This is a genomic window from Streptomyces sp. NPDC029152 (genome assembly GCF_055564355.1).
Window position 1 is genome coordinate 20,283 of record NZ_JBVHWR010000014.1, and the last position, 25,245, is coordinate 45,527.

General features: G+C 72.7%; 25 protein-coding genes and 2 pseudogenes. 17 read left to right on the forward strand and 10 right to left on the reverse strand.

The features are described 5' to 3' along the window. Positions 1-24: 24 nt before the first annotated feature. The gene (locus ACZ4V6_RS26575) at positions 25-192 is read right to left on the reverse strand and encodes a DUF5670 family protein (protein WP_467832467.1); all 168 of its coding nucleotides are present in this window, start codon (positions 190-192) and stop codon (positions 25-27) included. 210 nt (positions 193-402) lie between these two features. On the opposite strand from ACZ4V6_RS26575, the gene ACZ4V6_RS26580 reads away from it, so the two are divergent. Next, positions 403-1,434, forward strand: a complete 1,032-nt coding sequence (locus ACZ4V6_RS26580) for a hypothetical protein (protein WP_467832080.1) — start codon at positions 403-405, stop codon at positions 1,432-1,434. A 2-nt stretch (positions 1,435-1,436) separates the two neighbouring features. On the opposite strand, the gene ACZ4V6_RS26585 is transcribed toward ACZ4V6_RS26580, so the two are convergent. Further along, on the reverse strand, positions 1,437-2,417 hold the full coding sequence (locus ACZ4V6_RS26585) for a helix-turn-helix domain-containing protein (RefSeq protein ID WP_467832082.1): 981 nt from the start codon (positions 2,415-2,417) through the stop codon (positions 1,437-1,439). A 90-nt stretch (positions 2,418-2,507) separates the two neighbouring features. Here ACZ4V6_RS26585 and ACZ4V6_RS26590 point away from each other — a divergent pair, with 90 nt between their 5' ends. The 4 genes from ACZ4V6_RS26590 to ACZ4V6_RS26605 all read left to right on the forward strand — a co-directional run bounded on the left by ACZ4V6_RS26590 (position 2,508) and on the right by ACZ4V6_RS26605 (position 5,674). After that, entirely contained in the window at positions 2,508-3,542 is a 1,035-nt protein-coding gene (locus tag ACZ4V6_RS26590) for a saccharopine dehydrogenase family protein (protein WP_467832084.1), read from the forward strand. Between the two features lie 89 nt (positions 3,543-3,631). Further along, a complete protein-coding gene (locus ACZ4V6_RS26595) occupies positions 3,632-4,303 on the forward strand; it encodes a HEAT repeat domain-containing protein (RefSeq protein WP_467832086.1) in 672 nt (223 codons plus the stop codon). Between the two features lie 3 nt (positions 4,304-4,306). Beyond that, complete coding sequence (locus ACZ4V6_RS26600) at positions 4,307-5,305, forward strand: MerR family transcriptional regulator (RefSeq protein WP_467832087.1); 999 nt, start codon at positions 4,307-4,309, stop codon at positions 5,303-5,305. 108 nt (positions 5,306-5,413) lie between these two features. Beyond that, on the forward strand, positions 5,414-5,674 hold the full coding sequence (locus ACZ4V6_RS26605; RefSeq protein WP_077800826.1) for a GlsB/YeaQ/YmgE family stress response membrane protein: 261 nt from the start codon (positions 5,414-5,416) through the stop codon (positions 5,672-5,674). Between the two features lie 83 nt (positions 5,675-5,757). On the opposite strand, the pseudogene ACZ4V6_RS26610 reads toward ACZ4V6_RS26605, so the two are convergent. Next, positions 5,758-6,528 (reverse strand): annotated as a pseudogene (locus ACZ4V6_RS26610) (class I SAM-dependent methyltransferase); the annotation flags it as partial. 106 nt (positions 6,529-6,634) lie between these two features. Beyond that, positions 6,635-7,732, reverse strand: coding sequence for a LacI family DNA-binding transcriptional regulator (locus ACZ4V6_RS26615; RefSeq protein ID WP_467832090.1), 1,098 nt, complete (start codon positions 7,730-7,732; stop codon positions 6,635-6,637). Between the two features lie 232 nt (positions 7,733-7,964). Here ACZ4V6_RS26615 and ACZ4V6_RS26620 point away from each other — a divergent pair, with 232 nt between their 5' ends. The 7 genes from ACZ4V6_RS26620 to ACZ4V6_RS26650 all read left to right on the forward strand — a co-directional run bounded on the left by ACZ4V6_RS26620 (position 7,965) and on the right by ACZ4V6_RS26650 (position 14,530). After that, positions 7,965-9,137 carry an ABC transporter ATP-binding protein gene (locus ACZ4V6_RS26620; protein ID WP_467832093.1) on the forward strand — a complete coding sequence of 391 codons (1,173 nt, stop codon included), beginning with the start codon at positions 7,965-7,967 and terminating at the stop codon, positions 9,135-9,137. Between the two features lie 16 nt (positions 9,138-9,153). Next, entirely contained in the window at positions 9,154-10,410 is a 1,257-nt protein-coding gene (locus ACZ4V6_RS26625; protein ID WP_467832096.1) for a polyamine ABC transporter substrate-binding protein, read from the forward strand. Next, entirely contained in the window at positions 10,407-11,288 is an 882-nt protein-coding gene (locus ACZ4V6_RS26630) for an ABC transporter permease (protein WP_467832098.1), read from the forward strand. Before ACZ4V6_RS26625 ends, ACZ4V6_RS26630 begins: the two co-directional genes overlap by 4 nt. Then, entirely contained in the window at positions 11,285-12,130 is an 846-nt protein-coding gene (locus ACZ4V6_RS26635) for an ABC transporter permease (RefSeq protein WP_467832101.1), read from the forward strand. Before ACZ4V6_RS26630 ends, ACZ4V6_RS26635 begins: the two co-directional genes overlap by 4 nt. Positions 12,131-12,217: 87 nt before the next feature. Next, complete coding sequence (locus ACZ4V6_RS26640) at positions 12,218-13,219, forward strand: SIS domain-containing protein (RefSeq protein WP_467832103.1); 1,002 nt, start codon at positions 12,218-12,220, stop codon at positions 13,217-13,219. A 114-nt stretch (positions 13,220-13,333) separates the two neighbouring features. Then, positions 13,334-14,221, forward strand: a complete 888-nt coding sequence (locus ACZ4V6_RS26645) for a PfkB family carbohydrate kinase (RefSeq protein WP_467832104.1) — start codon at positions 13,334-13,336, stop codon at positions 14,219-14,221. A gap of 138 nt (positions 14,222-14,359) precedes the next feature. Further along, complete coding sequence (locus ACZ4V6_RS26650; RefSeq protein ID WP_467832106.1) at positions 14,360-14,530, forward strand: hypothetical protein; 171 nt, start codon at positions 14,360-14,362, stop codon at positions 14,528-14,530. 11 nt (positions 14,531-14,541) lie between these two features. Here ACZ4V6_RS26650 and ACZ4V6_RS26655 read toward each other — a convergent pair whose 3' ends face one another. Further along, the gene (locus tag ACZ4V6_RS26655; RefSeq protein ID WP_467832469.1) at positions 14,542-15,945 is read right to left on the reverse strand and encodes an MFS transporter; all 1,404 of its coding nucleotides are present in this window, start codon (positions 15,943-15,945) and stop codon (positions 14,542-14,544) included. Positions 15,946-16,267: 322 nt separating this feature from the next. Between ACZ4V6_RS26655 and ACZ4V6_RS26660 the strand changes: the two genes are divergently transcribed. Further along, a complete protein-coding gene (locus tag ACZ4V6_RS26660; RefSeq protein WP_467832107.1) occupies positions 16,268-17,263 on the forward strand; it encodes a helix-turn-helix domain-containing protein in 996 nt (331 codons plus the stop codon). On the opposite strand, the gene ACZ4V6_RS26665 is transcribed toward ACZ4V6_RS26660, so the two are convergent. After that, entirely contained in the window at positions 17,187-18,101 is a 915-nt protein-coding gene (locus ACZ4V6_RS26665; RefSeq protein ID WP_467832109.1) for a bifunctional helix-turn-helix transcriptional regulator/GNAT family N-acetyltransferase, read from the reverse strand. The two genes, ACZ4V6_RS26660 and ACZ4V6_RS26665, sit on opposite strands and share 77 nt — an antisense overlap. Positions 18,102-18,149: 48 nt before the next feature. Further along, complete coding sequence (locus ACZ4V6_RS26670; RefSeq protein WP_467832483.1) at positions 18,150-18,419, reverse strand: hypothetical protein; 270 nt, start codon at positions 18,417-18,419, stop codon at positions 18,150-18,152. Between ACZ4V6_RS26670 and ACZ4V6_RS26675 the strand changes: the two are divergent. Next, positions 18,401-18,691: pseudogene (locus ACZ4V6_RS26675) on the forward strand (ABC transporter ATP-binding protein); the annotation flags it as partial. The gene ACZ4V6_RS26670 and the pseudogene ACZ4V6_RS26675 sit on opposite strands and share 19 nt — an antisense overlap. Positions 18,692-18,903: 212 nt before the next feature. On the opposite strand, the gene ACZ4V6_RS26680 reads toward ACZ4V6_RS26675, so the two are convergent. Then, on the reverse strand, positions 18,904-20,433 hold the full coding sequence (locus ACZ4V6_RS26680) for a ricin-type beta-trefoil lectin domain protein (protein WP_467832112.1): 1,530 nt from the start codon (positions 20,431-20,433) through the stop codon (positions 18,904-18,906). A 104-nt stretch (positions 20,434-20,537) separates the two neighbouring features. After that, a complete protein-coding gene (locus ACZ4V6_RS26685; RefSeq protein ID WP_467832114.1) occupies positions 20,538-21,944 on the reverse strand; it encodes a cellulase family glycosylhydrolase in 1,407 nt (468 codons plus the stop codon). A gap of 173 nt (positions 21,945-22,117) precedes the next feature. On the opposite strand from ACZ4V6_RS26685, the gene ACZ4V6_RS26690 reads away from it, so the two are divergent. The 3 genes from ACZ4V6_RS26690 to ACZ4V6_RS26700 all read left to right on the forward strand — a co-directional run bounded on the left by ACZ4V6_RS26690 (position 22,118) and on the right by ACZ4V6_RS26700 (position 24,480). Continuing rightward, positions 22,118-23,089, forward strand: coding sequence for a hypothetical protein (locus ACZ4V6_RS26690; protein WP_467832117.1), 972 nt, complete (start codon positions 22,118-22,120; stop codon positions 23,087-23,089). 57 nt (positions 23,090-23,146) lie between these two features. Next, a complete protein-coding gene (locus ACZ4V6_RS26695; RefSeq protein ID WP_467832119.1) occupies positions 23,147-23,656 on the forward strand; it encodes a DinB family protein in 510 nt (169 codons plus the stop codon). 170 nt (positions 23,657-23,826) lie between these two features. Next, a complete protein-coding gene (locus ACZ4V6_RS26700) occupies positions 23,827-24,480 on the forward strand; it encodes a YceI family protein (RefSeq protein ID WP_467832122.1) in 654 nt (217 codons plus the stop codon). A gap of 84 nt (positions 24,481-24,564) precedes the next feature. Here ACZ4V6_RS26700 and ACZ4V6_RS26705 read toward each other — a convergent pair whose 3' ends face one another. Then, the gene (locus tag ACZ4V6_RS26705) at positions 24,565-25,149 is read right to left on the reverse strand and encodes a helix-turn-helix domain-containing protein (RefSeq protein ID WP_467832125.1); all 585 of its coding nucleotides are present in this window, start codon (positions 25,147-25,149) and stop codon (positions 24,565-24,567) included. Positions 25,150-25,245 lie beyond the last annotated feature (96 nt).

A 25,245-nucleotide genomic window follows, 5' to 3' on the forward strand; every position in this document is an offset into this window, starting at 1 on the left:
GTGCCGCTCAGGCCGCGGCAGGCATCACCATCGGTACCAGCGGCCCTTGCGGCCGCCGGCCGCCGGGCGGACGACGAAGCCCAGCAGCCACACCACCAGGACGATCACCGCGACCCACCAAAGGGCCTTGAGCGCGAAACCCGCGCCGAAAAGGATCAGGGCCAGAAGAAGAACCAGAAGCAGGGGAACCATTGTCATCAACCTCCTGGCCGACGTGTGCTCCCAACTCGCCCCCGCAAACACGGAACCGGCACGTTCCTTTCACGGAACGGGGGGCATACGCACACGCCGTGCCGGCCCTCCGGATGCCGGGCGAGGCCGGCCGTCCGGCGCAACCGAACGGCTGCCGGAGCCGTCCTACACCGATGTCCAACCGGACCCCAGGCATCGGACAGGAGCACCGTGGCAGCGAGGAGACGCACGTGGATCGGGAGCGCCGTCGGCGTGGTCGTGCTGACGGCCGCCGGCGGCGCGGTGGCCATCGGGACCGACGACGGTCGCCGGCTGCTCCCCCGCGCCTCGTACGACCCGTTCCGCGGATCGGCCGCCGCGCAGGAATGGGTCGCCCACGGTGACCACGCCGCCGTCGTCCGGGTCACGCGGGAGTCGGCGGCCGAGGCCGGTCCGAAGGACGGCGACTACGTTCCCCGGACGGTCACCGCGACCGTCACCCAGGTCGTCTGGTCGAGGCCCGGGGCACCGCGCCTGCCCGGGGAGATCACCCTGCGGGCCCACGGCTGGTACACCACCCTCTGGGGCGGCAGGGAGGAGGCCGCACGTGAGGGAGCCCCCCGGCTGGAGCCCGGCCACACCTACGTCGTGGGTGTCGTCGGCACCGAGGGCGGGGCGGAACTGATCGGTGACGACGCCGCCCTGCCCTACGACGACGAGACGCTCGGCCGGGGAGAACTCGAGGGTCGTGCCGTCGCCCCCGACGCGTACCGCGAGGCCGTCCGAACACTGCCCGCCGACGCGGTCGCCGGGTTCGCCGCCGGCGAGACGCACAGTCCCAGGTCCCTGCGCGACGTCCAGCGGCTGCTGGAGGGCACCTCACCACTGAACGTCTACCGGCGCACGGCGTTGAGCAGCCTGAGCACGGACCTGAACCTGGACCGGAAGGCGGACCGGCCCGTCGACGAGGGCGCCGGTGACCTCCCCGGCCGCATCCGCCGCCGTGCCCCCGCACTGGATCCCGGCACCGGCTACTTCCTGGCCGTCGCCTGCTCCGGCCGCGGCAGGGCCGTCACCGTCGGCCTCACCGTCGACGGGACGACCACCACGCGCCGAGTGCCCTGCGACACGGGCAACGAGTTGGTGGCCGCCGAGCGGCCGCGGGGCGAGGTGACGTACGAGATCGCCTCCGTGGGACCCGGCGTCGGAGCGGTCGCCTGGAATCTGTCGGAAGCCCCCGGGACCGCCGACAGGGAACGGTGAGCTCAGGGGCGGCGGTGATGCTCGCCGGCCCTGGAACGGAAGGTGCGGCGGTAGGTGTCCGGCGGAACGCCGACCGTGCGGTTGAAGTGGCGGCGCAGTGTCGTGGCGGTGCCCATGCCGGTGGCCGCCGCGATGGTGTCGACGCTGTCGTCCGTGGTCTCCAGCAATGCCTGCGCGTGGCGGATCCGCTGGGCCAGCAGCCACTGCAGCGGGGTGGTGCCGGTGGCGGCCCTGAAGTGGCGGCCCAGGTGGCGCGAGCTCATCCGCGCCTGGCGGGCGAGGTCCTCCACGGTCAGCGGCTGGTCGAGCCGTTCGAGGACCCAGGGGAACAATCCCGCGAGGGGGTGGTTGTCCGGGGCGGGCATCGGGGTCGTGACGAACTGGGCCTGTCCGCCGTCCCGCTGGGGCGGTACGACCAGGCGGCGGGCGGCGGTGTTGGCGAGGGACGACCCGTGGTCGAGCCGGACGAGGTGCAGGCACAGGTCCATCGCGGCGGCCTTGCCGGCGGACGTGAGCACGCTGCCGTTGTCCACGTAGAGGACGTCCGGGTCCACCGTCACCTCGGGGTGGCGGGCGGCCAGAACGTCGGTGTGCGCCCAGTGGGTGGTCGCGCGGAGCCCGTCCAGCAGGCCGGCGGCGGCCAGCACGAACGCGCCCGTGCACAGGGAGGCCACGCGCGCGCCCGCCTCGTGGGCCGCGCGCACCGCGTCGACCAGTTCGGCGGGAGGGTCCTCGTCGACGTCGGCCCAGCCGGGGACGATCACGGTGTCGGCGTGCGGGAGCCGGTCGAGACCGTGGTCGGGCTCCAGCACGAACCGGCCGGCTCGCACGGCGCCCGGTCCGCAGACGACGACGTCGTACCAGGGACCCGGCACACCGGCCGGGGCGGAGCCGAAGACCTCGTAGGCCAGGGCCAGTTCGAAGTGCAGCATCCCGTCGGTGACGGCCAGCGCGACTGTGTTCACGTCCGGAATTGTACGCATCACGTCGTTCCGGACACTCGTGCGGGAGGCCGCTCCCCCGACAGGATGATCCCCACGGAAGTGCACGGATCATTCGAGCGGAGAAGATTCATGGCAGCGGGGCGCACGGTCACGGTGTACGGCGCGTACGGGCACACCGGGCGTTTTGTGGTGGCGCAGTTGCGGGACCGCGGGTTCGTCCCGGTCCTCTCGGGCCGCGACGCCGACCGGCTGGAGGCACTGGCGGCGGAGTGCGGCGGCGCGGGGGACGTCCGTCCCGCATCGGTCGACGATCCGTCCTCGCTCGACCGTGCGCTGGCCGGTGCGGCAGCCGTGCTCAACTGCGCCGGCCCCTTCGCCGCGACCGCCGCCCCCGTGATCGAGGTGGCCCTGCGCGCCGGCATCCCGTACGTGGACGTGGCGGCCGAGATCGAGGCCAACCTCGACACGTTCACCGGTTTCACGGACCGCGCCCGCGCCGCGGGGACGACCGTCGTTCCCGCGATGGCCTTCTACGGCGGTCTCGGTGACCTGCTCGTCACCGCGGCGATGGGCGACTGGACGACGGCCGACGAGGCGCACATCGCCTACGGGCTGAGCGGTTGGCACCCCACCGCGGGGACGCGTGCCGCGGGCGTGGTCTCCCGGCAGCGGCGGGACGGCCGGGGAGTCCGCTACACCGACGGGCGTCTGGAGTACCACCGGGACGCGCTGCCGGTCATGGACTGGTCCTTTCCCGAACCGATGGGCACCCGGGCCGTCCTCGGGGAGTTCACGATGGCCGACGTCGTCACGGTCCCCAGCCACCTGCGCATTCCCGAGGTGCGCACCTACATGACGGTCGAGGCCGCAAAGGACCTGTCGGACCCCGGCACTCCGGCGCCGGTCGCGGCCGACGAGCGCGGGCGGTCCGCGCAGACCTTCCTGGTGGACGCCGTCGTGCGCTCGGGCGGCCGTGAACGGCGTGCGATCGCCAGAGGGCAGGACATCTACGCCGTCACGGCGCCGCTCGCCGTGGAAGCGGTCGACCGCATCCTCACCGGACGGACCAGGGCGACCGGGGTCGGCTCCGCCGGCGAGGTCTTCGACGCCCTCGACTTCCTCCGCGCGCTGACCGGGCACCTCGGTCTGGAACTGCGCCTGTAGGCGCCTGCCCGCCGGCGCTCGCGCGGCGGGTCCTGTTTGACCTTGACACGGTGACAGGGTCTTCACTGCCTGCCGAGGAGGTGGTCTCCATGACGGCCACGGCACAGGACACGGATACGGCACGGGTGCTCCAGGGATTGCGGGACGACCGTTCGTCCGTGCGGCTGCGAGCCGCTCTGACGCTCGGTACGACGCCCGATCCGCGGTTCGTCGACGCGCTGGTCGAGCGATGCGCGATCGAGCCCGAGTTCCTGGTCCGCGACATGCTGACCTGGGCGCTCGTCCGCCACCCCGTGTCCATGACGCTCCCCCGGCTGCTCCGCGAAGTGTGCGAGGAACGCGCGCAGGCACGGAGCCAGGCGCTGCACACGCTGTCCAAGATCGGGGACCGGCGGGCGTGGTCGGCGGTCACACCCACGCTGCTGTGCGACGCCGACGACGAGGTGGCGCGCAGCGCCTGGCGGGCCGCGGTCGTCCTCGTTCCGGAGGGCGAGGAACCGGCGTTGGCCACGGTGCTGGTGACGCAGCTCGGGCGCGGCGGCCGGGAGACGCAGTTGAGTCTCAGCCGGGCGCTGGTCGCGCTGGGTGAGGTGGTGGTGCCGGTTCTGCTCGCCGCGGAGTCGGCCACCGATCCGCAGGTGCGCGCGCACGCGCTCGCCACACGACGGCTGCTGCGCGCCCCGGACGCCGGATTCGAGTTCGCGATCGAGGAGGCGAAGCGCGTCGTGGCCCTCGGCGGGTCCGGCCATGGAGGAGGATAGGACGTGTTGATCGGTGAGGTGGCGCGGCGTTCCGGGGTCAGCGCCCGCATGCTCAGGCATTACGAGTCGCTGGGTCTGGTGCGTCCTTCGGGCCGGACCGGCTCCGGCTACCGGGAGTACTCCGGGGAGGACATCCAGCGGATCTTCCAGATCGAGAGCCTGCGGTCGCTGGGACTGTCGCTGCGCGACGTCGGACGCGCGCTCGACGATCCCGGTTCCATGCCCTCGGCGCTCGTCGGCGACCTCATCCGCCGGACGCGTGAACGCATCGCGGCGGAGACCGAGTTGCTCACGCGGTTGTGCCGGATCCGTGCGGCGGACCCCGCCGGCTGGGAGGACGTCCTCCAGGTCGTCGCGCTCCTCCAGGCCCTGGGATCGAAGAGCGCCGGCGCGCGCCAGCGCGCGGCCCTCTCCTCGGCCGCCGAGGTACCAGCGGAGGCCCTGGTCGAGGCGGCCCTGCGCGAGACGGATCCGAATGTCGCCGGGGCCCTGCGCTGGGCCCTGGCGCGATCCGGCGACGGCGGGCCGGCACTGCTGGCCCGGGCTCTGGGCTCACCGGCGGCCGCGGTGCGGGAGCGTGCCGTTCGGACCCTCGCCGGGATACCCGGTGACGAGGCCACGGAACAGCTGCGGCAGGCGCTCGCGCACCCCGACATCGTGGTCCGCGGCCATGCGGCGCTGGCGCTCGGGACACGCGGTGGGGCCGACGCGGTCCCGACGCTCATCGACATGATCGTGGAGGGGAGGAACGACACCGACGCGGCCGATGCGCTGAGTGCGCTGGCGGGCGACACCGCGACGGCGGACGAGATCGCGACCGGACTCGTCGGCCGCCTCGCCCACGGCTCCACCCGGGCGTCCGCGCGCGGACGGCTGACCCAGGCGCTGGCGGACATCCCGGGAACGAAGGCGTCACGCGCCCTCGTGGAGCTGTCGCACGACGCGGACCGTGCCGTGGCACTGACCGCGACCTACCTCCTCCGGCTCCGCGACGCACGGTGACGCCCGCTCCCGGAAATCCGCCGTGCGGTGCCGGGCAGGCATACGACCGCGCCCCGGGGGCACGCGGAGAGCAGCCCGAACTCAAGCAGCATCGCAAGGAGGAGAGTCGTGTCGTTTCTCTGGGCCATCATCGCGGGACTCATCATCGGCCTGCTGGCCAAGCTGGTCGTCCCCGGGCGCCAGCCCATCCCGCTGTGGCTGACGACCATCCTCGGCATCATCGGGGCCGTCGCCGGCAACGCGCTCGCCACCGCCTTCGGCGTGCGCGACACCGGCGGCATCGACTGGATCCGTCACGTCCTGCAGATCGGCGTCGCAGCCCTGCTCATCGCTCTCGTCACCCCGTTCTGGGCCCGACGACACGCCTGAGGCGGGCACGTGCGAAAGGGGTGTGTCCGCCGGCTACTTGCCGGCGGACACACCCCTTTCGCACGACTGTCCTGGGCCCTGTCGTCGGCGCGGGCGACGAGCAGCGGCTGGAAGAAGCCGGTCTCCTGCGGCATCCGCCATCGGGGCTCGGCGAACCCGGCCTCGGCCGCGAGGCGGGCGAGCCGGTCCCGTCCCAGAGCCCAGTAGGTGGTCCGGCGGACCCGGACGCGCCATTCCCCGCCCGCCGGGAGGAGCTGGAAGTGCTCCAGGTCGTAGTGTTCCCCGTCCTCGTGCCAGTGCCAGAGCTGGAAGGTGACGGTCTTCTCCCCGCCGTCGGCGCGGTCGGCGATCCGGTGGACCTGGGGAGGCGTCGACACCGGGCGCTCGCCCAGCAGTTCGTCGTAGGGGCGCGTGCTGACCAGCAGCAGTCCGGCCGGGCGCAGCACGCGGCGCATCTCGGACAGGGCGGCGCGCACGTCGTGCTCGGTCAGCAGGTGGGGCAGTGAGTTGTCGGCGCAGACGACGGTGTCGAAGCGGCCGTCGGGAAACGGGAGGCGCCGCATGTCCGCCGCGGCCGTGGACAGACCGATCCCCCCGCGAGCGGCCTCCCGGGCGGCCCGGGCGGCGGCGCGCGGGCTGAGGTCGGTCCCGGTGACGCGGTGCCCACGCTGTGCCAGGCCGATGGCCTGGGTGCCGATGCCGCAGGAGCAGTCGAGCACCGCGGCGCGGTCCCGGCCGATCAGGGCGTCCAGGGCGCCCGCCTGCCGACGGACGCTCGCCTCCCAGTCCGGGTGGATCAGGTGGTAGTCGTCGGCCAGTTCGTCGTAGAAGCGCCCCACCGGTGTCTCGGACATGAGCGGAGACTACCGGGACCGGCACGCCGACGGCATCACCGTCGAGTCCCCGTGCACCGGAGACCGGTCGGCGGCACCTGTGCCCGGACGCGTCCCTCCGGGGCCGTCACTCCCCCGGCACTCGCAGCCGCCGTACGCGCGCGGGGGCGGGACCGGTCGACTCGCGCGCGATGTACGTGGTGCGCAGGGTGTGGCGGCGGGGCCGGGCGGTGGAGCCGTTGATGCGGCGGACCAGGATGTCCGCCGCCAGCCCGCCCAGCTCCTGCACCGGCTGGCCGACCACGCTCAGCCGCGGCCGGACGAGCGTGGCCCACTCCGCGTCGTCGAAGCCGATGACCGAGACGTCGTCGGGGATGCGGGCGCCGAGGTCGAGCAGGGCGTCCAGCGTTCCGAGCGTGGCCACGTTGTCGGTGGTGAAGAGCGCCGTGGGCCGGTCGTCGGAGCTCATCAGGTCCAGTACGGCGGAGCGCGCCCACGTCCGGTCGTATCCGGTGTGGCGGATCGACTCGGCCTCGCGGGGTATGCCGGCGGCGCGCAGGGCCTGGCGGTAGCCGGTGAGGCGCTCGGTCGTGGTCCAGATGTCCGCGCCCGGCGCCAGCCGCGCGGCGTCCTCGTCGCCGGACGCCGAGGTGACGACCGCGATGCGCCGGTGCCCCGCGGCGGTGAACCTGGCCACCGCGGCCTTGGCGGCACCGCGGTTGTCGACCACGACCGTGTCCAGTCCGGCGCCGGTGAGCACCCGGTCCAGGAGGACCACGGGGATGCCGGAGGCGACGGCCTTGTCGAGGTGTCCGTGCTCGGCGGCGGCGGGCGCCACGACCAGGCCGTCCACGCGCCGCTCGATGAACATCTGCACCGCGGCCTTCTCCGTCTCGCCGTTCTCGTCGCTGTTGGCGAGGACGACCTGGAGGCCGGTCTTGGCCGCGACGTCGGTGACGCCGCGCACCGCGCGGGCGAAGTAGGGGTTCTCCACGTCGGCGACCACCACGCCCAGTGTGTGGGTACGTCCGCTGATCATGCTGCGGGCCACCGCGTTGGTGCTGTAGCCCAGTTCGGCGGCGGCGGCCAGGACGCGTTCCCGGGTGGCCGCGCTCGCCGACCCGTACCCGCCCAGGACCCGCGCGGCGGTGGCCTGTCCCACCCCGGCGTGCCGGGCGACGTCGGGAATGGTGACGCGGCGCGGCGGTCGGGGGGTGCTCGGCATGGGCGGTCTCTTCGTCGGTGACGGCTCGGCGGACGCCGAGGGACGGGTCGATGAAATCCAGCGCCATTCAACCATTGACGGACGGCGCCTGCCGGTGGGTAAGGTACGAGCCCGTTGGTAACGTTATCAAAATCCACCGGCAACCGCCCGCCCGCCTCTCCCCGGGCGACCACGGCATGCCCGCGTGCACGGTCGCCCCGATCCCACGCCCCGAACACCGGAGGTTTCACGGATGGCACCCGACACCCTCTCGCCGCCACCGGCCGCAGGCCCGGCCATCGACCTCGTCGACGTGGTCAAGGACTTCGGCGGCGCCCGGGACGCGGCGGCCGTCCGCGGCGTCGACCTCTCGATCGGCGAGGGCGAGTTCTTCTCGCTGCTGGGTCCCTCCGGCTGCGGCAAGACCACCACCCTGCGGATGATCGCCGGCTTCGAGGAGCCGACCGGCGGACAGATCCTCCTGCACGGCCGCGACATGGTCGGCGTACCGGCCAACAAGCGCGACATCAACATGGTCTTCCAGTCCTACGCCCTCTTCCCGCACCTGAGCGTCGCCGACAACGTGGCGTTCGGACTGCGCCGCCGGCGCGTGCCCAAGGACGAGATCCGCGACCGGGTCGACAAGATCCTGCACACCGTCGAACTGGCCGACAAGGCCGACCGCCGCCCCCGCCAGCTCTCCGGCGGCCAGCAGCAACGCGTCGCACTCGCCCGCGCCCTGGTCAACCGTCCCCGCGCGCTGCTGCTCGACGAACCCCTCGGCGCCCTCGACCTGAAGCTCCGGCAGTCCATGCAGCTGGAACTCAAGCGGATCCAGCGCGAGGTCGGCATCACCTTCGTCTACGTCACGCACGACCAGGCCGAGGCCCTGACCATGTCCGACCGGATCGCGGTGATGAACCACGGCCTGGTCGAACAGGTCGGCTCACCGCAGGAGGTCTACGAACGGCCCGCCACCGCGTTCGTCGCCGGGTTCATCGGCACCTCCAATCTGATCGGCGGGCGTCTGACGTCCACGGACGCGGGGACCGGGGTGGTCGACCTCGGCGACGGCGACCGCATCACGGTCACGTTGCGCGGCTCCCGGAGTCCCGGATCGGCCGTCGAGATCACCGTGCGGCCCGAGAAGATCAGGCTGACCACCGGGCCGGCGGACAGCGCCAGCCGTGTCCGCGGCACCGTCCGGGAGGTGGTCTACCTCGGTACGTCCACCAGCTACACGGTGGAGACCCGCACCGGCGCGGAGATGACGGTCTTCCAGCCCAACGACGGCACCGCGCCCGTGAACCCGGCCCGCGGCGACACCGTCTGGCTCTCCTGGGCCACCGCCCACTCCTACCTGCTCACCACCGCACCCGGCCCCGCGGCGACCACCGCCGGCCCGGTTTCCCTCACCTCGCGCTGACGACAGGCAGACCACCATGCCCGAGCACTCCACACCCTTCGCGCCCCGGCCGCGCGGCCTGACCCGGCGCGGGCTGCTGCGCGCCGCGTTCGGCGCCGCCGCGCTGGCCCCGCTCGCCGCGTGCAGCGTTCCCGGCGCCCGCGTGCACGTCCCCACCGGCAAGGCCGAGATCGCCGCGGCCGTCAGCGACTTCTGGACCGGCAGGAAGCGGTCCGGGAAGCTGGAATTCGTCAACTACACGCAGTACATCGACGTCGACCCCGCCGACCAGAGCAGGCATCCCACCCTGGACGCCTTCACCCGCGAGAGCGGCATCGACGTCGGCTACGACGAGCTGATCGACGACAGCGCCTCCTGGTTCGGCAAGATCCAGCCCGAGTTCGCCTCCGGCCAGGGCATCGGCTACGACCTCATGGTCGTCGGCGGCGACAGCTACCTCACCAAGTACATCCAACTGGGGTACCTCGCCCCGCTCGACCACACGCGGCTGCCCCACTTCGCCGAACACGGCGGAGCCGCGTTCAAGAACACCTCCTTCGACCCCGGCAACGTCTACACCGTCCCCTGGCAGTCCGGCATGACCGGCATCGGCTACGACCCGGCCCGGGTCGGCCGGAAGATCACCAGCTGGCAGGACCTGCGCGACCCGAAGCTCAAGGGCCGGATCGGCATGTGGAACGACGCGGTCCAGATGGGCAACATCGCCCTGCTGGCCATCGGCGTCGACCCCGAGACCTCCACCCACGCCGACTGGCGCAAGGCGGCGGCCTGGCTGCGGGAGCAGCGCGAGGCCGGCATGGTCCGCTCCTATTCCACGGCGACCTACCAGTCCTCGCTCCAGCGCGGCGACCTGGCGGCCTCGCTGGTGTACTCGGGCGATGTCTTCCAGGCCAACCAGAGCGGCTCGGCACTGGAGTTCGTCATCCCCGAAGAGGGCGGTCTGCTGTGGACCGACAACCTCTGCATCCCGTCGACGGCCGCCCATCCCGTCGACGCGCTGACCTACATGGACTACGTCTACCGGCCCGAGGTCGCCGCGAAGATCAGCGAGACCGTCCAGTTCGTCTGCCCGGTCCCCGCCGCGCAGCAGATCGTCGCCCGTGACGCGGCCGCCGCCACCGGCGAGCGGCGCGCCGTGCTCGACGCCCTGAGCACCAGCCCTCTGGTCTTCCCGACCGAGGCCGACAAAGCAAGGCTGCGCCACCTGCGGGTGCTCGACCAAGAGGAGGAGAAGCAGTGGAACGCGCTGTTCGAACCGATCTACCAGGCGTGACCCGCAAGCGCCGGTCCCAGCGTCCCGGGGCCGCGCTGGCGCCCTACTGGCTGATCCTGCCGGGCTGGCTGTGGCTGGCCGCCTTCTTCGTCACCCCCATGATCGTGATGGTGTCCCTGTCGCTGCAGACCGGCGACTTCATCGACGGCTTCCGCCAGACCTGGCACTTCAGCACCTACGCCGACGCGGTCGGCACCTACCACGTGCAACTGGTCCGGTCCCTGGTCTACGGCGCCGCTGCCACCGTCTGCTGCGCCCTCATCGGCTACCCGGTGGCGTACTGGATCGCCTTCCGGGCCGGCCGGCACAAGTCGGTGTTCCTCTTCCTGCTCCTGCTGCCGTTCTTCGTCTCCTTCGTCATCCGCACCCAGTCCTGGAACGTGGTGCTCGCCGACCACGGCGTCCTGCTCGGGCCGCTGAAGGACACGGGCCTGCTCTCCGACGACTTCCACCTGCTGGCCACTCCGTACGCGGTGATCGGCGGACTGACCTACAACTTCCTGCCGTTCATGGTGCTGCCGATCTACGTCGCCCTGGAACGCGTGGACCCCAAGGTGATCGAGGCCTCCACCGACCTGTACGCCTCCAAGGCGGGGACGTTCCTGCGCGTGGTGCTGCCGCTGTCGCTGCCCGGTGTCTTCGCCGGCGTGCTGCTGACCTTCGTGCCCGCATCCGCCGACTACGTCAACGCCGGCATCCTCGGCGGCCCCTCCACCACGATGATCGGCAACATCATCCAGACCGAGTACTTCACCAACCTCGACTACCCCGGCGCCGCCGCCCTGTCCTTCGTGCTCATGGGCGCGCTGCTGCTGGCCGTGTTCACCTACGCCCGCGCCCTGGGCACCGACGAGGTCCTGGAGGTGGCCGCGCGATGACCGCACCGACCCTCGCCCCCGCGACCGACGCGCCCACCGCCGCGCGACCGCGCCCCGCCCGGCGCGTGCGACGCCGCCCCGCCCTCACCCTGTACACCGGGCTGGTGCTGGTCTGGTTGCTGCTGCCGATCGCCGTCATGATCCTGTTCGGTTTCAACGACACCGGCAGCAGGGTGAACTTCACCTGGCAGGGCTTCACCCTCGACTGGTACCGGCACCTGTTCGCCATCCCCAACCTGACCGCCGCCCTGGTCAACAGCCTCACCATCGCCCTGGTCGTCGCCGTGGTCGCCACGCTGCTGGGCACCCCGATCGGACTGGCGCTCGGCCGCTACCGCTTCCATGGCCGGGGCTCCGTGGACCTGCTGATGTTCGCCGCCATCGCGGCGCCCGAGATCGCCCTCGGCGCCGCCCTGCTGTCGCTGTTCATCGTCCTGGGCGTACCCCGCGGCTACTGGACGGTCGTCATCGCCCACGTGGCCTTCTGCATCCCCTACGTCGCCATCACCGTCAGGGCTCGCATGGCGGGGTACGACCCCACGCTGGAGGAGGCCGCCCGTGACCTGGGGGCGGGTCCCTGGACGGCGTTCCGGCTGGTCACCCTGCCGATGCTGCTGCCCGGCGTGGCCTCCGGCGCGCTGCTGTGCTTCGCGCTGTCCGTCGACGACTACGTCATCACCAGCTTCAACGCCGGCCGTACGGTCACCTTCCCGCTGTGGGTCTACAGCGCCAGCCGTACCGGCGTTCCCCCACAGGTCAACGTCATGGGAACGCTGATCTTCGTCGGCGGTCTCGTCATCGCCGGGGCGAACGTGCTGTTCTCCCGGCGCCGCGCGGCCTGACCCGTCCGGTCCCCGCGCCCCTTCGGTCACCGGCCCCCCGGCACCCGCCGGCCGGTGCGGAACAACCCACAGAAGGAAATCATCACCGTGCTCTCTTTCAACGAAGCCGAGTTCGTCGCCCAGACGGAAAGCCTCGTGGCGCTGCGCCCCCAGATCGAGAAGGTCGCCGACCGGCTGATCGACGACGGGTACGACAACGTGCTCCTCGTGGGCGCGGGCGGGACGTACGCGCAGATGTGGCCCTACGAGCACCTCGCCCGGCGCACCTCGCTGCTGCCGGTCCGGGCCGCCGTCGCCGCCGAGCTCGTCGTCTCCGGCGACGCCCGTCTCGGCGAGCGCACCGCCGCCGTGTTCACCTCCGTCTCCGGCACCACCGAGGACAGCCTCCGCGCCATCGACCACTGCAGGTCCCGCGGCGCCCTCACGATCGGTTTCACCGGCCACCCCGACTCGCCCGTCGCGCAGAACGTGGACACCGCGCTGATCTCCGCGCCCAAGGCCTGGCCGTTCGACGTCCAGTTGCTGCTGCTCATGGGCCGGCTGCTGTCGCGGCGGGGCGAGTTCGAGGGCTACGAGCGGCTGGCCGACGAGCTGGCGGGCCTGCCCCGCGTCCTGGTGGACGTGGCCCGGCAGGCCGAGCCGGTGGCGGCGGCCTTCGCGGAGGCCCACAAGGACGACGACTACCACTTCCTCATCGGCGGCGGGAACCTGTGGGGATTCACCTACCTCTACTCCATGTGCATCCTCGAGGAGATGCAGTGGCTGCGCACCACCCGGGTGCACAGCGCGGAGTTCTTCCACGGCTCGCTGGAGCTCCTGGAGGAGGACACCAGCGTGATCGTCTTCCAGGGCGAGGACGAGACGCGGGCACTCACCGACCGGGCTGAGGCCTTCGCCAAGCGCGTCTCCAAGGACGTCACCGTCTTCGACACCCGCGACTACCCCCTGGAGGGCATCAGCCCGGAGTTCCGCGGACTGCTCGCCCCGCTGGTGCTGGACACGGTGATGGACCGGGTCAGCAAGCACCTGGAGCGGGTGCGGGACCACTCGCTCGACCTGCGCCGCTACTACCGCGTCATGGACTACTGACCGCCGGGCCGGTTCCCCCTCGCCCATCCACCCGCGCGCCGGTGCCCGGCACCGGCGCGCCCACGGCGGGCGCCGCGTTCCCCGCACGCCGTGTCCGCGCCTCGGGAGACCTTGATGAACGTGCTCGGCTTCGGCGACAACACCGTCGACCGCTTCGTGGACCGCGGCACCGACTACCCCGGCGGCAACTGCGTCAACGTCGCCGTCTACGCCCGCCGGCTCGGTCTGGACGCCGCCTACCTGGGGGTGTTCGGCGACGACGACCTCGGCGTCCACCTCCGTGCGGCCGTGACGGCGCAGGGCGTCGCCGTGGACCACTGCCCGGTGCGCCGGGGCGGGACCTCGGTCTCCACCCTGCACGTGCGGGACGGCGACCGGGTGTTCCTCGCCTACGACGAGGGCGGCGAGGCCGTGCGCGAGCCGCTCGTGCTGGACCCGGTCCTGATGGCCTACGCGGCGTCGTTCTCGCTGGTGCACTCCAGCGTCTACTCCCGTACCGAGGCCGAACTGCCCGGGCTCGCCGCGGCCGGTCCGCTGATCAGCTTCGACTTCTCCGACGAGGAGGAGTTCCGCACCCCCGCCTACCTCGACCGGGTCTGTCCCCACGTGGACCTGGCGCTGCTGTCGTGCTCGCACCTGGACGAGCCCGCGACGCGCGGGCTGCTCGCGGAGGTGGTGGGCCGGGGTGCCGGGATGGCGCTCGCCACCCGTGGCCTCGACGGAGCGGTCGCGTACGACGGACGTGTCACGGCCACCGCGCCGGCCCGCTTCGCGGACCCCGGGACGATGTCCGACACGATGGGCTGCGGAGACGCCTTCCTCGCCGGGTTCGTCGTGAGCCTGCTTCGCCGCGGATGGTCGCGGCGGGTCCCGCCGGCGCCGAGAACGCTGGAACACGCGCTGCGCCAGGGTGCGCAGGCCGCGTACCACCAGTGCTTCGTGGAGGCGGCCTTCGGCTGCGGCCGTCCGACCCCGGCGGCGAGGGCCGGGAACACGACGTGACGGCCGGGCGCTCCCGCAGGCCCCGGCCCCGTCCGTACCACCCGCCACGATGCTCGGCGTGTCCGGTCGCGCACGGAGCTCCGACGGTCGCAGGGGTTCACCGACGTGCGGCAGACGGTGCTCGCACGGCGTCCGACGATGAGCGCCCGCGATCACGTCGGCCATCTCTCGACCGTCTCGGCCCGTCCGGTCCTGCCGGCGTCGGAACGGGGGCGGGTCCTCAGCCGGATCGTGCGGGTGCTGCCGGACCGGGTCGGGACGACCGCCGGCCTCACCGTCCACCTCGCGCGCCGGCGCGTCGCGGGCTGACGCCCGGGGCGTCAGCCGCGCGGGAGCAGGAGGCGGGTGAGACCGGCGGTGACCAGGAGGAAGGCGGCGACGACCAGGAGGCCCAGACGCATGCCCGGCAGGGAGAAGCCCCCGCCGGAACCGGCGAGCACGCTGCCGAACAGGGCCACGGAGAGCGCGCCGCCGGTCTGGCGGGACGCGTTGAGCAGCCCCGACGCGATCCCCGCGCGCCGGCCCGGTACGGCGTCCATCAGCAGCGCGGTCAGCGCCGGCACCGCGAGCGCGCCGCCCACGCTCAGCGGCACCAGCAGGACCACCACCAGCCACAGGGGGGTGTGCGCGGCCAGCGGCAGCATGGTGACCATCGCCGCGCTGAACAGCACCTGCCCGATGACGATCACCGCCCGTCGGCCGATCCGCTCCGCCAGCCGCGGTGACACCAGGTTGGTCGCCGTCACCAGCACCGACATCGGGACGAACATCAGCCCGGCCGCGATCCCCGACATGCCGCGCAACTGCTGGTAGTACAGCCCCAGGACGAAGATCCCGCCGTAGAAGGCGGCGTTGAGGGCGAAGCCGACCGCCAGTGCGGGTGCCACCCGGCGATCGCGCAGCATGCCGAGCGGGACCATGGGCCGGTCGTGCCGGGCCTCCACCCGGTGGAAGGCGTACCCGCAGACGGCGGCGAGCACGACGGCGGCCAGTACCGGCACGCTGGTCCAGCCCAGGTGGCCGCCCTCGATGGCGGCGAAGACCAGGGCGGCCAGCGCCAGTACGGCGGTGAGCTGGCCGGCGCCGTCCAGCGCGGCGGGCCGCCGGGGGGAGCGTTCCACCCGCACCAGCAGGCCGAGGATCACCGCGCCCACCGGCAGGTTGAGCAGGAACACCGACCGCCAGCCGGCCCCGTCGGTGAGCAGCCCGCCGAGCACCGGGCCCGCGGCCATCGCCACCGACCCGCCGACCGTCCACAGCGCGATGGCCCGGGCGCGCTCCCGGGCGTCCTCGTAGGCGTGGCGGATCAGCGCCAGCGAGGCCGGCATCACCACCGCGGCGGCGGCGCCCTGGGTCACGCGCGCACCGATCAGCACGCCGATGCCGGGCGCGAGGGCGCAGCCGAGGGAGGCGAGGGTGAAGAGGGCGGTGCCCCAGGCGTAGGCGCGGCGGGCGCCGACCCGGTCGGCGAAGGCGCCGGCGGAGAGCATCAGGGCCGCGAACATCAGGGTGTACGCGTCGACCACCCACTGCAGTCCGGCCATGCCTCCGTCGAGGGAGTCCCGGATCGCGGGCAGCGCGATGTTGACGGCCGAGACGTCGACGGTGATCACCGTGAAGCCGAGCAGCGCCGCGACGAGTGCCGTCGCGTTCCGCCCCGGCGCGCCGGAGTCGTCCGCGGGCGCCCCGGCCGGCCGGCTCCGGGCGGGCTGTCGTCGCCGCAGTGCGCGCAGCCGCGGTTCGCGTGCGCTCCTGGGCGCGGTGTCCTCGGACGAGGCGGCGGACGGTGACGAGGTCGTGGGCACGGCGAACTCCTGGCGCTGGCGACGGACCCGCTCCCCGGGAGCGGGTGGGCGGGCGGCCCCGTACGCCGGGCCGCGGTCCGGTGTCACGCACCCCCTGGGCCCCGGCGGCCGGGCCGCCCGCTCCGGTACCGACTCTGCCCGGGTACGGCCCGGTCCGGCAGACCGCGCCGTACCCGGGGTGCCGCGTTCCAGGCCCTGACACGGCCCCTCACGTTCCCCGCCCGCCTGCCACAATGGCCGGATGGCTGCAACAGGGGACGCGCGCGGCACCGAACTCGGCCGGTACCTGAAGGCGCGCAGGGCACAGGTGCGTCCGGAGGACGTCGGGCTGCCGCCCGGTGCGGGACTTCGCCGTACCCCCGGGCTGCGCCGCGAGGAGCTGGCCGCGCTGGCGGGGGTGAGCGTCGACTACTACATCCGGCTGGAGCGCGGCCGGGAGACCAACCCCTCCCCCGCGGTCGTGGACGCCCTCGGCCGCGCGCTGAGGCTGCGCGGGGACGGCTACGAGCGGCTGCACGAGCTGGCGGAGCTGGCCTCCGGCCGGCCCTCCGAGCTGCCCGCCTCCTCCGACCACGGTGTCCGTGACTCGGTCCTGCGCATGCTGGAGGCGGTTCGCCCGCTGCCCGCCTACGTGGTGAGCCGCTTCAACCGCGTGCTCGCGGCGAACCCGCCCGGGCGGCGGCTGTTGCCGGGGCTCTGGGACTGGCCCAAGGAGCAGCGCAATCTGACCCGCTACCTCTTCCTCCACCCGGTCGGCCGGACCCTGTACGAGCCCTGGGAGGACACCGTCGCCCGCTCGGTCGCCCATCTGCGGGCGGTGGCCGGAGCCGCCCCGGACGACCCCGAGCTGACCGCACTGGTCGGCGAACTGGTGCTGAAGTCGCCCGAGTTCGCGCGGCTGTGGGAACGGTACGACGTCTGTGAACGGGGCGGCGGGCAGAAGTCGTTCCGGCATCCGCTGGCGGGTGAGATGACCCTGACCTACGAGGTCATGCGGCTGGCCCGGACGGGCGGCCAGCGGATGGTGGTCTACCAGGCGGCCCCCGGGACTCCGGACGAGGCGAACATGCTCCGCCTGGATCCGGCGCGGCACGGGAAGGAGCCGGGGCCCGCGGAACGCTCCGGGGCGGCCGAACCCGGCTCCCCCGCCGCTCCCGTCCTCACCGGCGCGGCCCCTCCCGGTCTTCCGGGGCCAGACGTTTCTCGAACCAGTGGTGGGCGTAGGGCTCGTCGTTGAAAGCGGGGACTTCGGTGTAACCGCTGCTGCGGTAGAGGCGGGTGGCCGCTTCCAGGGCCTTGTTGGTGTCGAGCCGCACCAGTTCGCTGCCGTGTCGGGCGGCGCGTTCCTCCAGTTCGGCCAAGAGGCGCCGGGCCAGGCCGAGTCCTCGGACGCGCGGGGAGACCCAGAGCCGTTTGATCTCCGCGGGGGCTCCGGCCGGCAGCTTGACCCCGCCGCAGCCCACCGGCTCGCCGTGCAGCCGGGCGACGAGGAACAGGCCGCGCGGTGGGCGCAGTTGGCCCGGGTCGGGCAGGAGGCTGTGCGCGGGGTCGAAGCCGGTCTCGAAGAGTTCCTGCAGTTCGGCGGCGTAGGACCGCAGGCAGTGCGCGGCGTCGGGGTGGTCGGGGTCGAGCGCCGCCAGGGAGACCACCGAGGCGGTCAGCAGTCGCTCGACCTCGGCCATGGCCGAGGTCAGCCGGTCACGCTGCCGGGCGTCGAGCGGGGCGAGGAGCGAGGTGGCGAGCGCGTCGCTGCGGTCGTCGAGGAGGGCGCGTTCCTGCCGGCCCGCCCCGGTCAGGCGGACGGTGCGCACCCGCCGGTCGCGGGGGTGGGGCTCGACCGTGACGAGGCCGGCGCGTTCGAGCGCCCGCAGCAGTCGGCTCACGTAGCCGGAGTCGAGGTCGAGGCGGTCCCGTACGCGGCGGACGTCGTGCGTGTCCCCGTCGCCGATCTCCCAGAGCAGCCGCGCCTGTCCGTAGGGGCGTGCGCCGCCCAGGTAGTGGTCGTGCAGCACCCCCACGCGTTCGGCGACCGTCCGGTTGAAGCGTCGGACCTGTTCCACCTGCTCCCTCTCCATTCTCTGACCTTAGTCAGAGAATGGAGAGGAGGGCAACCGGGGACGCGGTCAGCGCCGGGCGATCTCGGTGGAGGCCGGGTAGCGGAGGCCGCGGTCGCGCCACAGTCGGCCGTGGCGGGCGAGGCGGTCGCGGTGGGCGTCCCGGTCCGGCGCCCGGCCGGTCCACGCGGTGTGCGCGACGGAGGCCGGGCGCGGCAGCAGCAGGGTGGTCAGGCCGTCGACCCCCTCGACCGGCTCCCCGAACACGGTCGCCGCGATCCCGGCGATCCGCTCCTCGGGGATCTTGTGGGCGGCCGGGCGACGAGCCGGTCTGCGCACTCGGTCCGACGACGCAGCGGGCCGTGCTCGACCTGCTGCTGGACATCCAGGAGGAGACCGGGACGGCGTACCTCTTCGTGACGCACGACCTGCCCGTGGTGCGGTTCATGAGCCACCGGGTGGCGGTGGTCCACCGCGGGGAGATCGTGGAGACGGGCGATGCCGCCGACGTCACCCGGTCCCCCCGGCACGCCTACACCCGAGCGCTGATGCTCTCCGCGCCCGTGGCGAACGTCGCCGCGCAGCGCCGGAAGAGGGGAGTCTCCGGCTGAACTGCCCGGCCGGTCCCACGAGAACGCCCTCGTTCAGGTCCGGGCACGGCTGCCGGCCTTCGGCGTCCCGCGATCGTGCCGCCCGCCTGTCGCACCGGCGCCCCCGCCGGAGCCGCGCGAGCCCGCCGTGCGGCGGGCGGGCGCGGCGTGCGGCGGGCGGGCGCGGCGTGCGGCGGGCGGGCGCGGCGTGCGGCGGGCGGGCGCGGCGCCCTCTACGCGAAGTGCTGGTTCGCCGAACCGTCGCACTTCTGGATCCGCAGCGGCTCGCCCGGACCGGCCAGGGTGAGGCAGAGTCCCCGCGCCGCCGACGGCCGGATCGTGGCCCCGTCACGGACGAACTTCTGGTTGGTTCCGCCGTGGCAGTTCCACAGGATCAGGCCCGTGCCGGCCGGGTATCCGGTGCCGGGGACGTCCAGACAGCGGTCCTGGGTCAGCTCGGTGTGGAAGGTGCCCCGTTCCGGGTCGTGCCACCAGCCCTGGTTGCGGCCGCCGTGGCACTCCCAGCCGAGGACACGGGTGCCGTTGGCGCTCCCGGCGGCGGCGGCGTCCAGGCAGGCGCCGGTGGCCCGGCCGGTCAGCGGCCGGTAGACCGCGTCCCAGGCGTGGGGGAAGAGCACCGGCTTCCCGGAGGAGTCGACGTCCGCGCAGCTCGCCTCGCGGGCACCTGAGTCGTACAGCTGCGTGAGGCACGAGGCGAAGGCGGCGTGGCCGCGCTTGTTGGGGTGGAAGGACTGGCGCAGGGAGTTCTCGTCCGGCGTGCCGGGCTTGGAGAGGTCGATGTAGGCGCCCCGGGCCCAGGTGTCCTCCATGCAGACCTCGTGGCCGTGGAAGAGCCGGGAGTTGTCGAGGTAGACGGCACCGGTGTCGGCCGCGGCCCTGCGCATGCCGCGTTCGAAGGCGGGGACGGCGCTGTCGCGGCCCCAGGCGGTGTCGGAGTCGTATCCCAGGCCGCCGCAGGCCAGCTTGCCGGAGAAGTTCGGGTTGTCGCGGAAGTCGGGGCCGATGGGGCTGGGGTAGCCCATGACGACGAGCTTGTAGTCGCCGTCGGCGTATCCCGCGTCCCTCATCACGCTCTTCAGGTCGCGCACGGTCTGCTCGACCTTGGGCACGAGGGCGTCGACGCGGGCCTGCCATCCGGGGGCGTACTTGGGTTCGCAGGCGCCCTGGAGGAGCAGGTAGCGCGTGACGCAGTCGGTCATGACGGGGCCGAACTGGAGGTCGTCGTTGGCTCCGGCGACCAGCACCACCATCTTGACGCGGGTGTTGCGCGCCTTGATCGCGAGGTTGTCGCTCTGCACGAGTTCGTCGGCGTACTGCTTCGAGCCGCCGATGCGGATGTTCCCGGTGTACGCGCCGGAGCACGACACGTCGAACGTGAGGTCGGCGGGGATGCCGGTGCGGTGGATGGCGGCGTCCGGCGAGCGGTGGCACCAGTTGTCGGGGCCGTTGGTGCCGGGTTCGTAGGTGCCGACGCCCTCGCCCGAGATCTCGCTGTCGCCGAGTGAGACGAGGCTGGTCCTGCGGTCGCCGAGCGGCCGTTCCGCCGGGTCTCCGTAGATCTCGGTGGCCTCGGCCGCGCGGACGGCCTCCAGTTCGGGGGAGAGCGGTACGGAGGAGACGGACTCGGCGGAGCCGGGCCCGGCGGCCTCCGCGGGGGCGGCGGCGGTGATGGTTCCGCATGCCACCGCCACCGCCGCGGCGGCCGCCGTCAGCCAGTGGTGTCTGTGCCGTGTGCCCTTCACTGCACCTCCTGGTGGTGGGGTTACCAGGGGTTGTACCGGCCGGTAGGCACCGTGGGAACGGCTGAAACAAGACAACTGTTCATCTTTTGCGGTCCGTCCGCAGGTCACCGTGGTCCGCGCGGAGCGACGAGGACGGTGACCTGCGCGCCGGGCCGCGCCGCCACGTGCGCGATCGCCGCGCGGTCCCCCGGGAACACGGACGCGGAGGTCCGGGCGGCCCCGGTCACCTCGAGGCGCCAGCCGCCCGCCCGGGGCGGCACGGAGATCTCCGTGACACCGTTCCCGGCCCGGTACGCCAGCCGGAAGGTGCCGCCGCCCGGCTCGTACGTCTCGGCGGTGACCCGGCCGGCGACCGCCGGGGCGTACGGCGCCGCGGTCTGCTCCTTGTTGGTCCGGAAGCGTCCCTCGGCGTCGACGGCGCAGTACCCGCCGCCGTAGCACCAGACGTAGCCCGCCCAGCCGGAGCCGTAGCGGTTCAGGGACGACAGGGCGTCACGGTAGAAACGCCCCATGTTCGGCAGGGAGTTGTTGAGCGGGCCCCACTCCCCCACCACGACGGGGACGCGGTACCGGCGCGGGTAGACGGTCACCGCGGCCTCGTACGCCTCGATCCAGCCGGCCGAGGGGTCGTAGTCGGCGCCCGCCTCCATCGCCGTGTTGTAGAAGTGGGGCGCGTAGACGGCCTTGGGGTCGTCGACGCGGCCCAGACCGGTGGGGACGCCCTCCCCCACGATGGGGGTCGGTTCGAAGAAGATCCAGGAGTCGTCGTCGACGGAGCGGACGGCGTCGGCGAGGCGGTTGTAGAGGGGGGTGAGCTGATCGCGCTCGATGCGCCGGGCGGCCGTCGGCAGGTCCTCGCCCTGCGCGATCTCGCCCATGGGCTCGTTGACGAGGTCGTAGCCGAGGACGGCCGGGTGGCCCCCGAGGCGTCCGGCCAGCACCCGCCACATGTCCGCCTGGGCGCGCCGTAGGTCCGGGTCCTCGTAGAGGTGGGTGAACGCACGCTGCACGGCCGGTTCGAAGTACTCGGCGAACCAGTCGTCGGGGTGCGGGGAGAACGCCAGCCCGTCGGTCCTGGTCGCCCACTCGGGGATGCCGCGGTGCCCGAACGCGGGCCCGAAGACGTCCTGGTGCGCGTCGATCAGGACCTGGATGCGGTACTTGTGCGCCCAGTCCAGGACGCGTTCGATCCTGCGCAGGTAGCGCTCGCTGTAACGGCCCCGCTCGGGTTCGAGGTCGTCCCAGAAGACCAGCAGCCGCGCGAAGCCGAAGCCCCGGGCCCGCAGGTCCCGGAAGTGGCGCTCGCCGATCGCGGACAGGGCGGCCTCGCCGCGGTGGGCCTTGTCCTCGACGTTCCAGCCGCGCAGGGTCAGCACGCGGCCCCGGTCGTCCGTGAGTTCGGGGATGGCGGGGAGCGGATCGCGGTGGTCCTCGACGGCGGCCCCCGCGTGGGCGGTTCCGGTGGACAGCAGGACGGTACAGACGAGCGCGGCGAACAGACGGCGGTACACGGGACCTCCGGCACGGTCGGTCGGCAGTGCCGCAGATCACATCAGGAAAGCTGAGGATTGTTCAAGAGTGCGGGCCGGTCACGCGTCCGCGTCCCTTGCCCAAGGGGCGGCGGGACCGTTACGTTCCCGGCGAGCCTGTTCATCTACGCGCGTCACTCCTCAGGGGGAGCTCCATGCACCTACGCAAGGCCGTCCTGTCCACGATCGCTCTGCTCGGCGCGGGGGCCGCCGTCGCCGCCTCCACGGGCGTGACCGCGGCCCGGACCGGTGGCACGACGGCGCCCGCCGCCGCTGCCGCCGGATGGCAGCAGGTCGGGTTCGACATCAGGAGCGGCATCAGCGGGCTCGCCGTCGCCTCCCGGTCGGGCCACTCCTACCGTGCCCTGGTCGCCCTCGACAACAAGCGCCCCGGCGAGAATCGCATCGCCCGGCTCACCTACGGGCCCGGTGAGTCCGGACACGCGACGGGCGTGCGACCGCTCGAATGGAAGGGCGGTGCCGAGCCGATCGACCTCGAGGCGCTCGAAGCCGTGCCGGGCACCTTTGACGAGTACCTCGCCGTGGCGAGCCGGGGCCTCGTCTACCACCTCAAGAGCACCGACGACGGGAACGCGGTCGAGGTCCGCGACCTCTCGCCGCTCCCGGCGATCGGCCAGGGCGACAACTTCGAGAGTTTCGCGCTCGTTTCGCAGCACGGCAAGCTGGCGGCGGTCTGGGCCGACCGGGGCGAGGGCCGCGACCGGCCGGCGACGCTCTACGCGGCCCCCCTGTCGTTCAACGAGTACGGGGAGACGACGTTCGGCGCCGTGACCAAGGCCGTCCACCGTGCGCCGTATCCCACGGGCGACGTCCGGCACGCCTCCGACCTCTCCGTCACCGACTCGGGCCGCCTGCTGATCGCTTCGGCGTCGGACGAGGGGGACGACGGGCCGTTCGACTCGGCGGTGAGCGACGCGGGTTCGGTCCGGCTCGACCGCTCGGGTCAGGTGCGGCTGAGGGTGGCCGGTCACCCCGAGGTGCTGCGGACGTTCAAGGACCACAAGGTCGAAGCCGTGGACTGCGTGCCCGGCTCCGGCATCGCGGTCCTCGGCACGGACGACGAGAACGCCGGCGGCGCGGTCACGACCGCCCGCATCTGCGACTGACCGTCCGTTCGGCCTCTTCGGCCCCTTCGGTGTGAGGACCCGCCTATCGTTACGGGCATGGCCTTTCACCTGACGACGGAACCCACCGTCTTCCGCGCAGCGCTCCGGGATCAGTTCGAGACGTTCCTCGACGAACACCGGAGCGCACTGCACGACAGCCTGGACGGACTGACGGAGGAGCAGGCGCGCCGGTCGCTGGTCACCTCCAAGACCACCCTGCTGGGCCTCGTCAAGCACGCCACGTTCGTCGAGAAGGTCTGGTTCGACGAGGCGGTCACGTGCCGGTCCCGTGACGAGATCGGGATTCCGGGCACGCCCGACGCGTCGTTCGACCTCCACGACGACGACACGATCGCCTCGGTCCGGCACGCCTACCGGCAGGCCTGTGCGGCGTCCCGTCGTGCCACGGCGGAGCTGACGCCGGACGACGTCGTCCGGGGCAACCGCCGAGGGCCCCTGCCGCTGCGCTGGGTCTACCTGCACGTGCTGCGTGAACTGGCCCAGCACTGCGGCCACGCGGACATCCTGCGCGAACAGATCCTCGGCGGCACGGCACACGCCGGGTGACGGCCGGCCCCGGGGCTCCGCCGGCGCACCTGTGACGCGATCATGTTGATCTTGTGCACCTTTGCGGTCGACGCCATGGAACCCGGACAAGGCCTCCCATCTCTCCCCGTGATCTCCAGCGACCCCGTGATAACACGAAGTGATCACTTCCGAGAGGGGCCTACGATCTCATGGGTATCTTCAGCCGTCGCCCGTCCACCATGGTCGAGCCCACGTCGACTGTCCGCTCCCATGCGCACGTCGCGGAGGCCGACGTCAACGGCGCCGCGCTCGACCCGGAGCTGCGGTCCCTGACCGGGCACTGGACCATCGACCGCCCGCACAGCCGCATCGGGTTCTCCGTGCGGCACGCCATGGTCACGACGGTGCGCGGGGCTTTCACCGACTTCGACAGCACCCTGTACTTCGACGGGGAACGGCCCTCCGGGTCACGGGCCGACCTCGTCATCCGGGTCGCCAGCGTGGACACGGGCGTGGAACAACGGGACGCGCACCTCGTCGGCGCCGACTTCTTCGACGTGCGCCGCTTCCCGGAGATGGTGTTCCGCAGCACCTCCACGACGCACGACGGCGAAGGGAGCTTCCGCATGACGGGGGACCTGACCATCCGTGACGTCACCCGGCCCGTCGACCTCCAACTCGACTACCTGGGCTCCGTCATGGACCCGTTCGGCTTCGAACGGGCCGGCTTCGACGGCACCACCACCATCGACCGCACCGAGTGGGGCCTGGTCTACAACCAGCGCCTGAAGGCCGGCGGCGCGATGGTGAGCGAGAAGGTCCGGCTGCAGTTCGACATCTCCGCGATCCGGGCCGCGTCATAGCGTGCCGCGGAAGGAGGCGCGCAGGACGTCTCCTCCCGCGGACAGGGGATGACACCCGGCCGCCCCCGGCCCCTCCCGTGCGGGTCAGCCCGCGGCGGCGGGGCCGGGCGGCAGGTGGACGGTCATGATCAGGTGGCAGGGTTCGTCACCCGCGCCGCGGTAGGTGTGGGGGGCGTCACCGTCGAAGGCGGCGGTCTGTCCGGCGTGGACGGGGTGCTCGGCGCCGTCGACGACGAGGGTCATGCGACCCGAGGTCACGCTGACGGTTTCGACGACTCCGGCCTGGTGGGGGTGGCTGGGGTACTCCTCGCCCGGCTGGAGCCGCCAGCGCCAGACCTCGACGGGGGCGGGACCCGTCGTCGTCAGCATCAGCCGGGCCTCGCTCCCGCGTTCCCCGGCCCACAGCGGCACCACGGCATCGGCGGACACCACGCGGACGCGGCCTTCGGCCGGCCCCTCCATCAGGGCGGACACCGAGACGCCGAGGGTGTCGGCCAGCCGGACCAGAGTGGCGAAGTTCGGATTCCCCTGGGCCTTCTCCAAGCCGACCAGGGCCCCTTTGCTGACCTTCGCGCGCCGGCCGAGCTCGTCCAGGGACAGGCCCGCACGGGTACGGGCGGTCCTGACGTTGTGCGCGAGCGTGCGCAGGGCCGCCTCTGTCTCGGTCATCCGATCCCCATCCCGACGAGTGGACTACTTCAATGCACCGTCCGGTCGTTTGGTTGACAACAGACGGTCGTTCCATTGTACGGTCTAGTCGTTCCG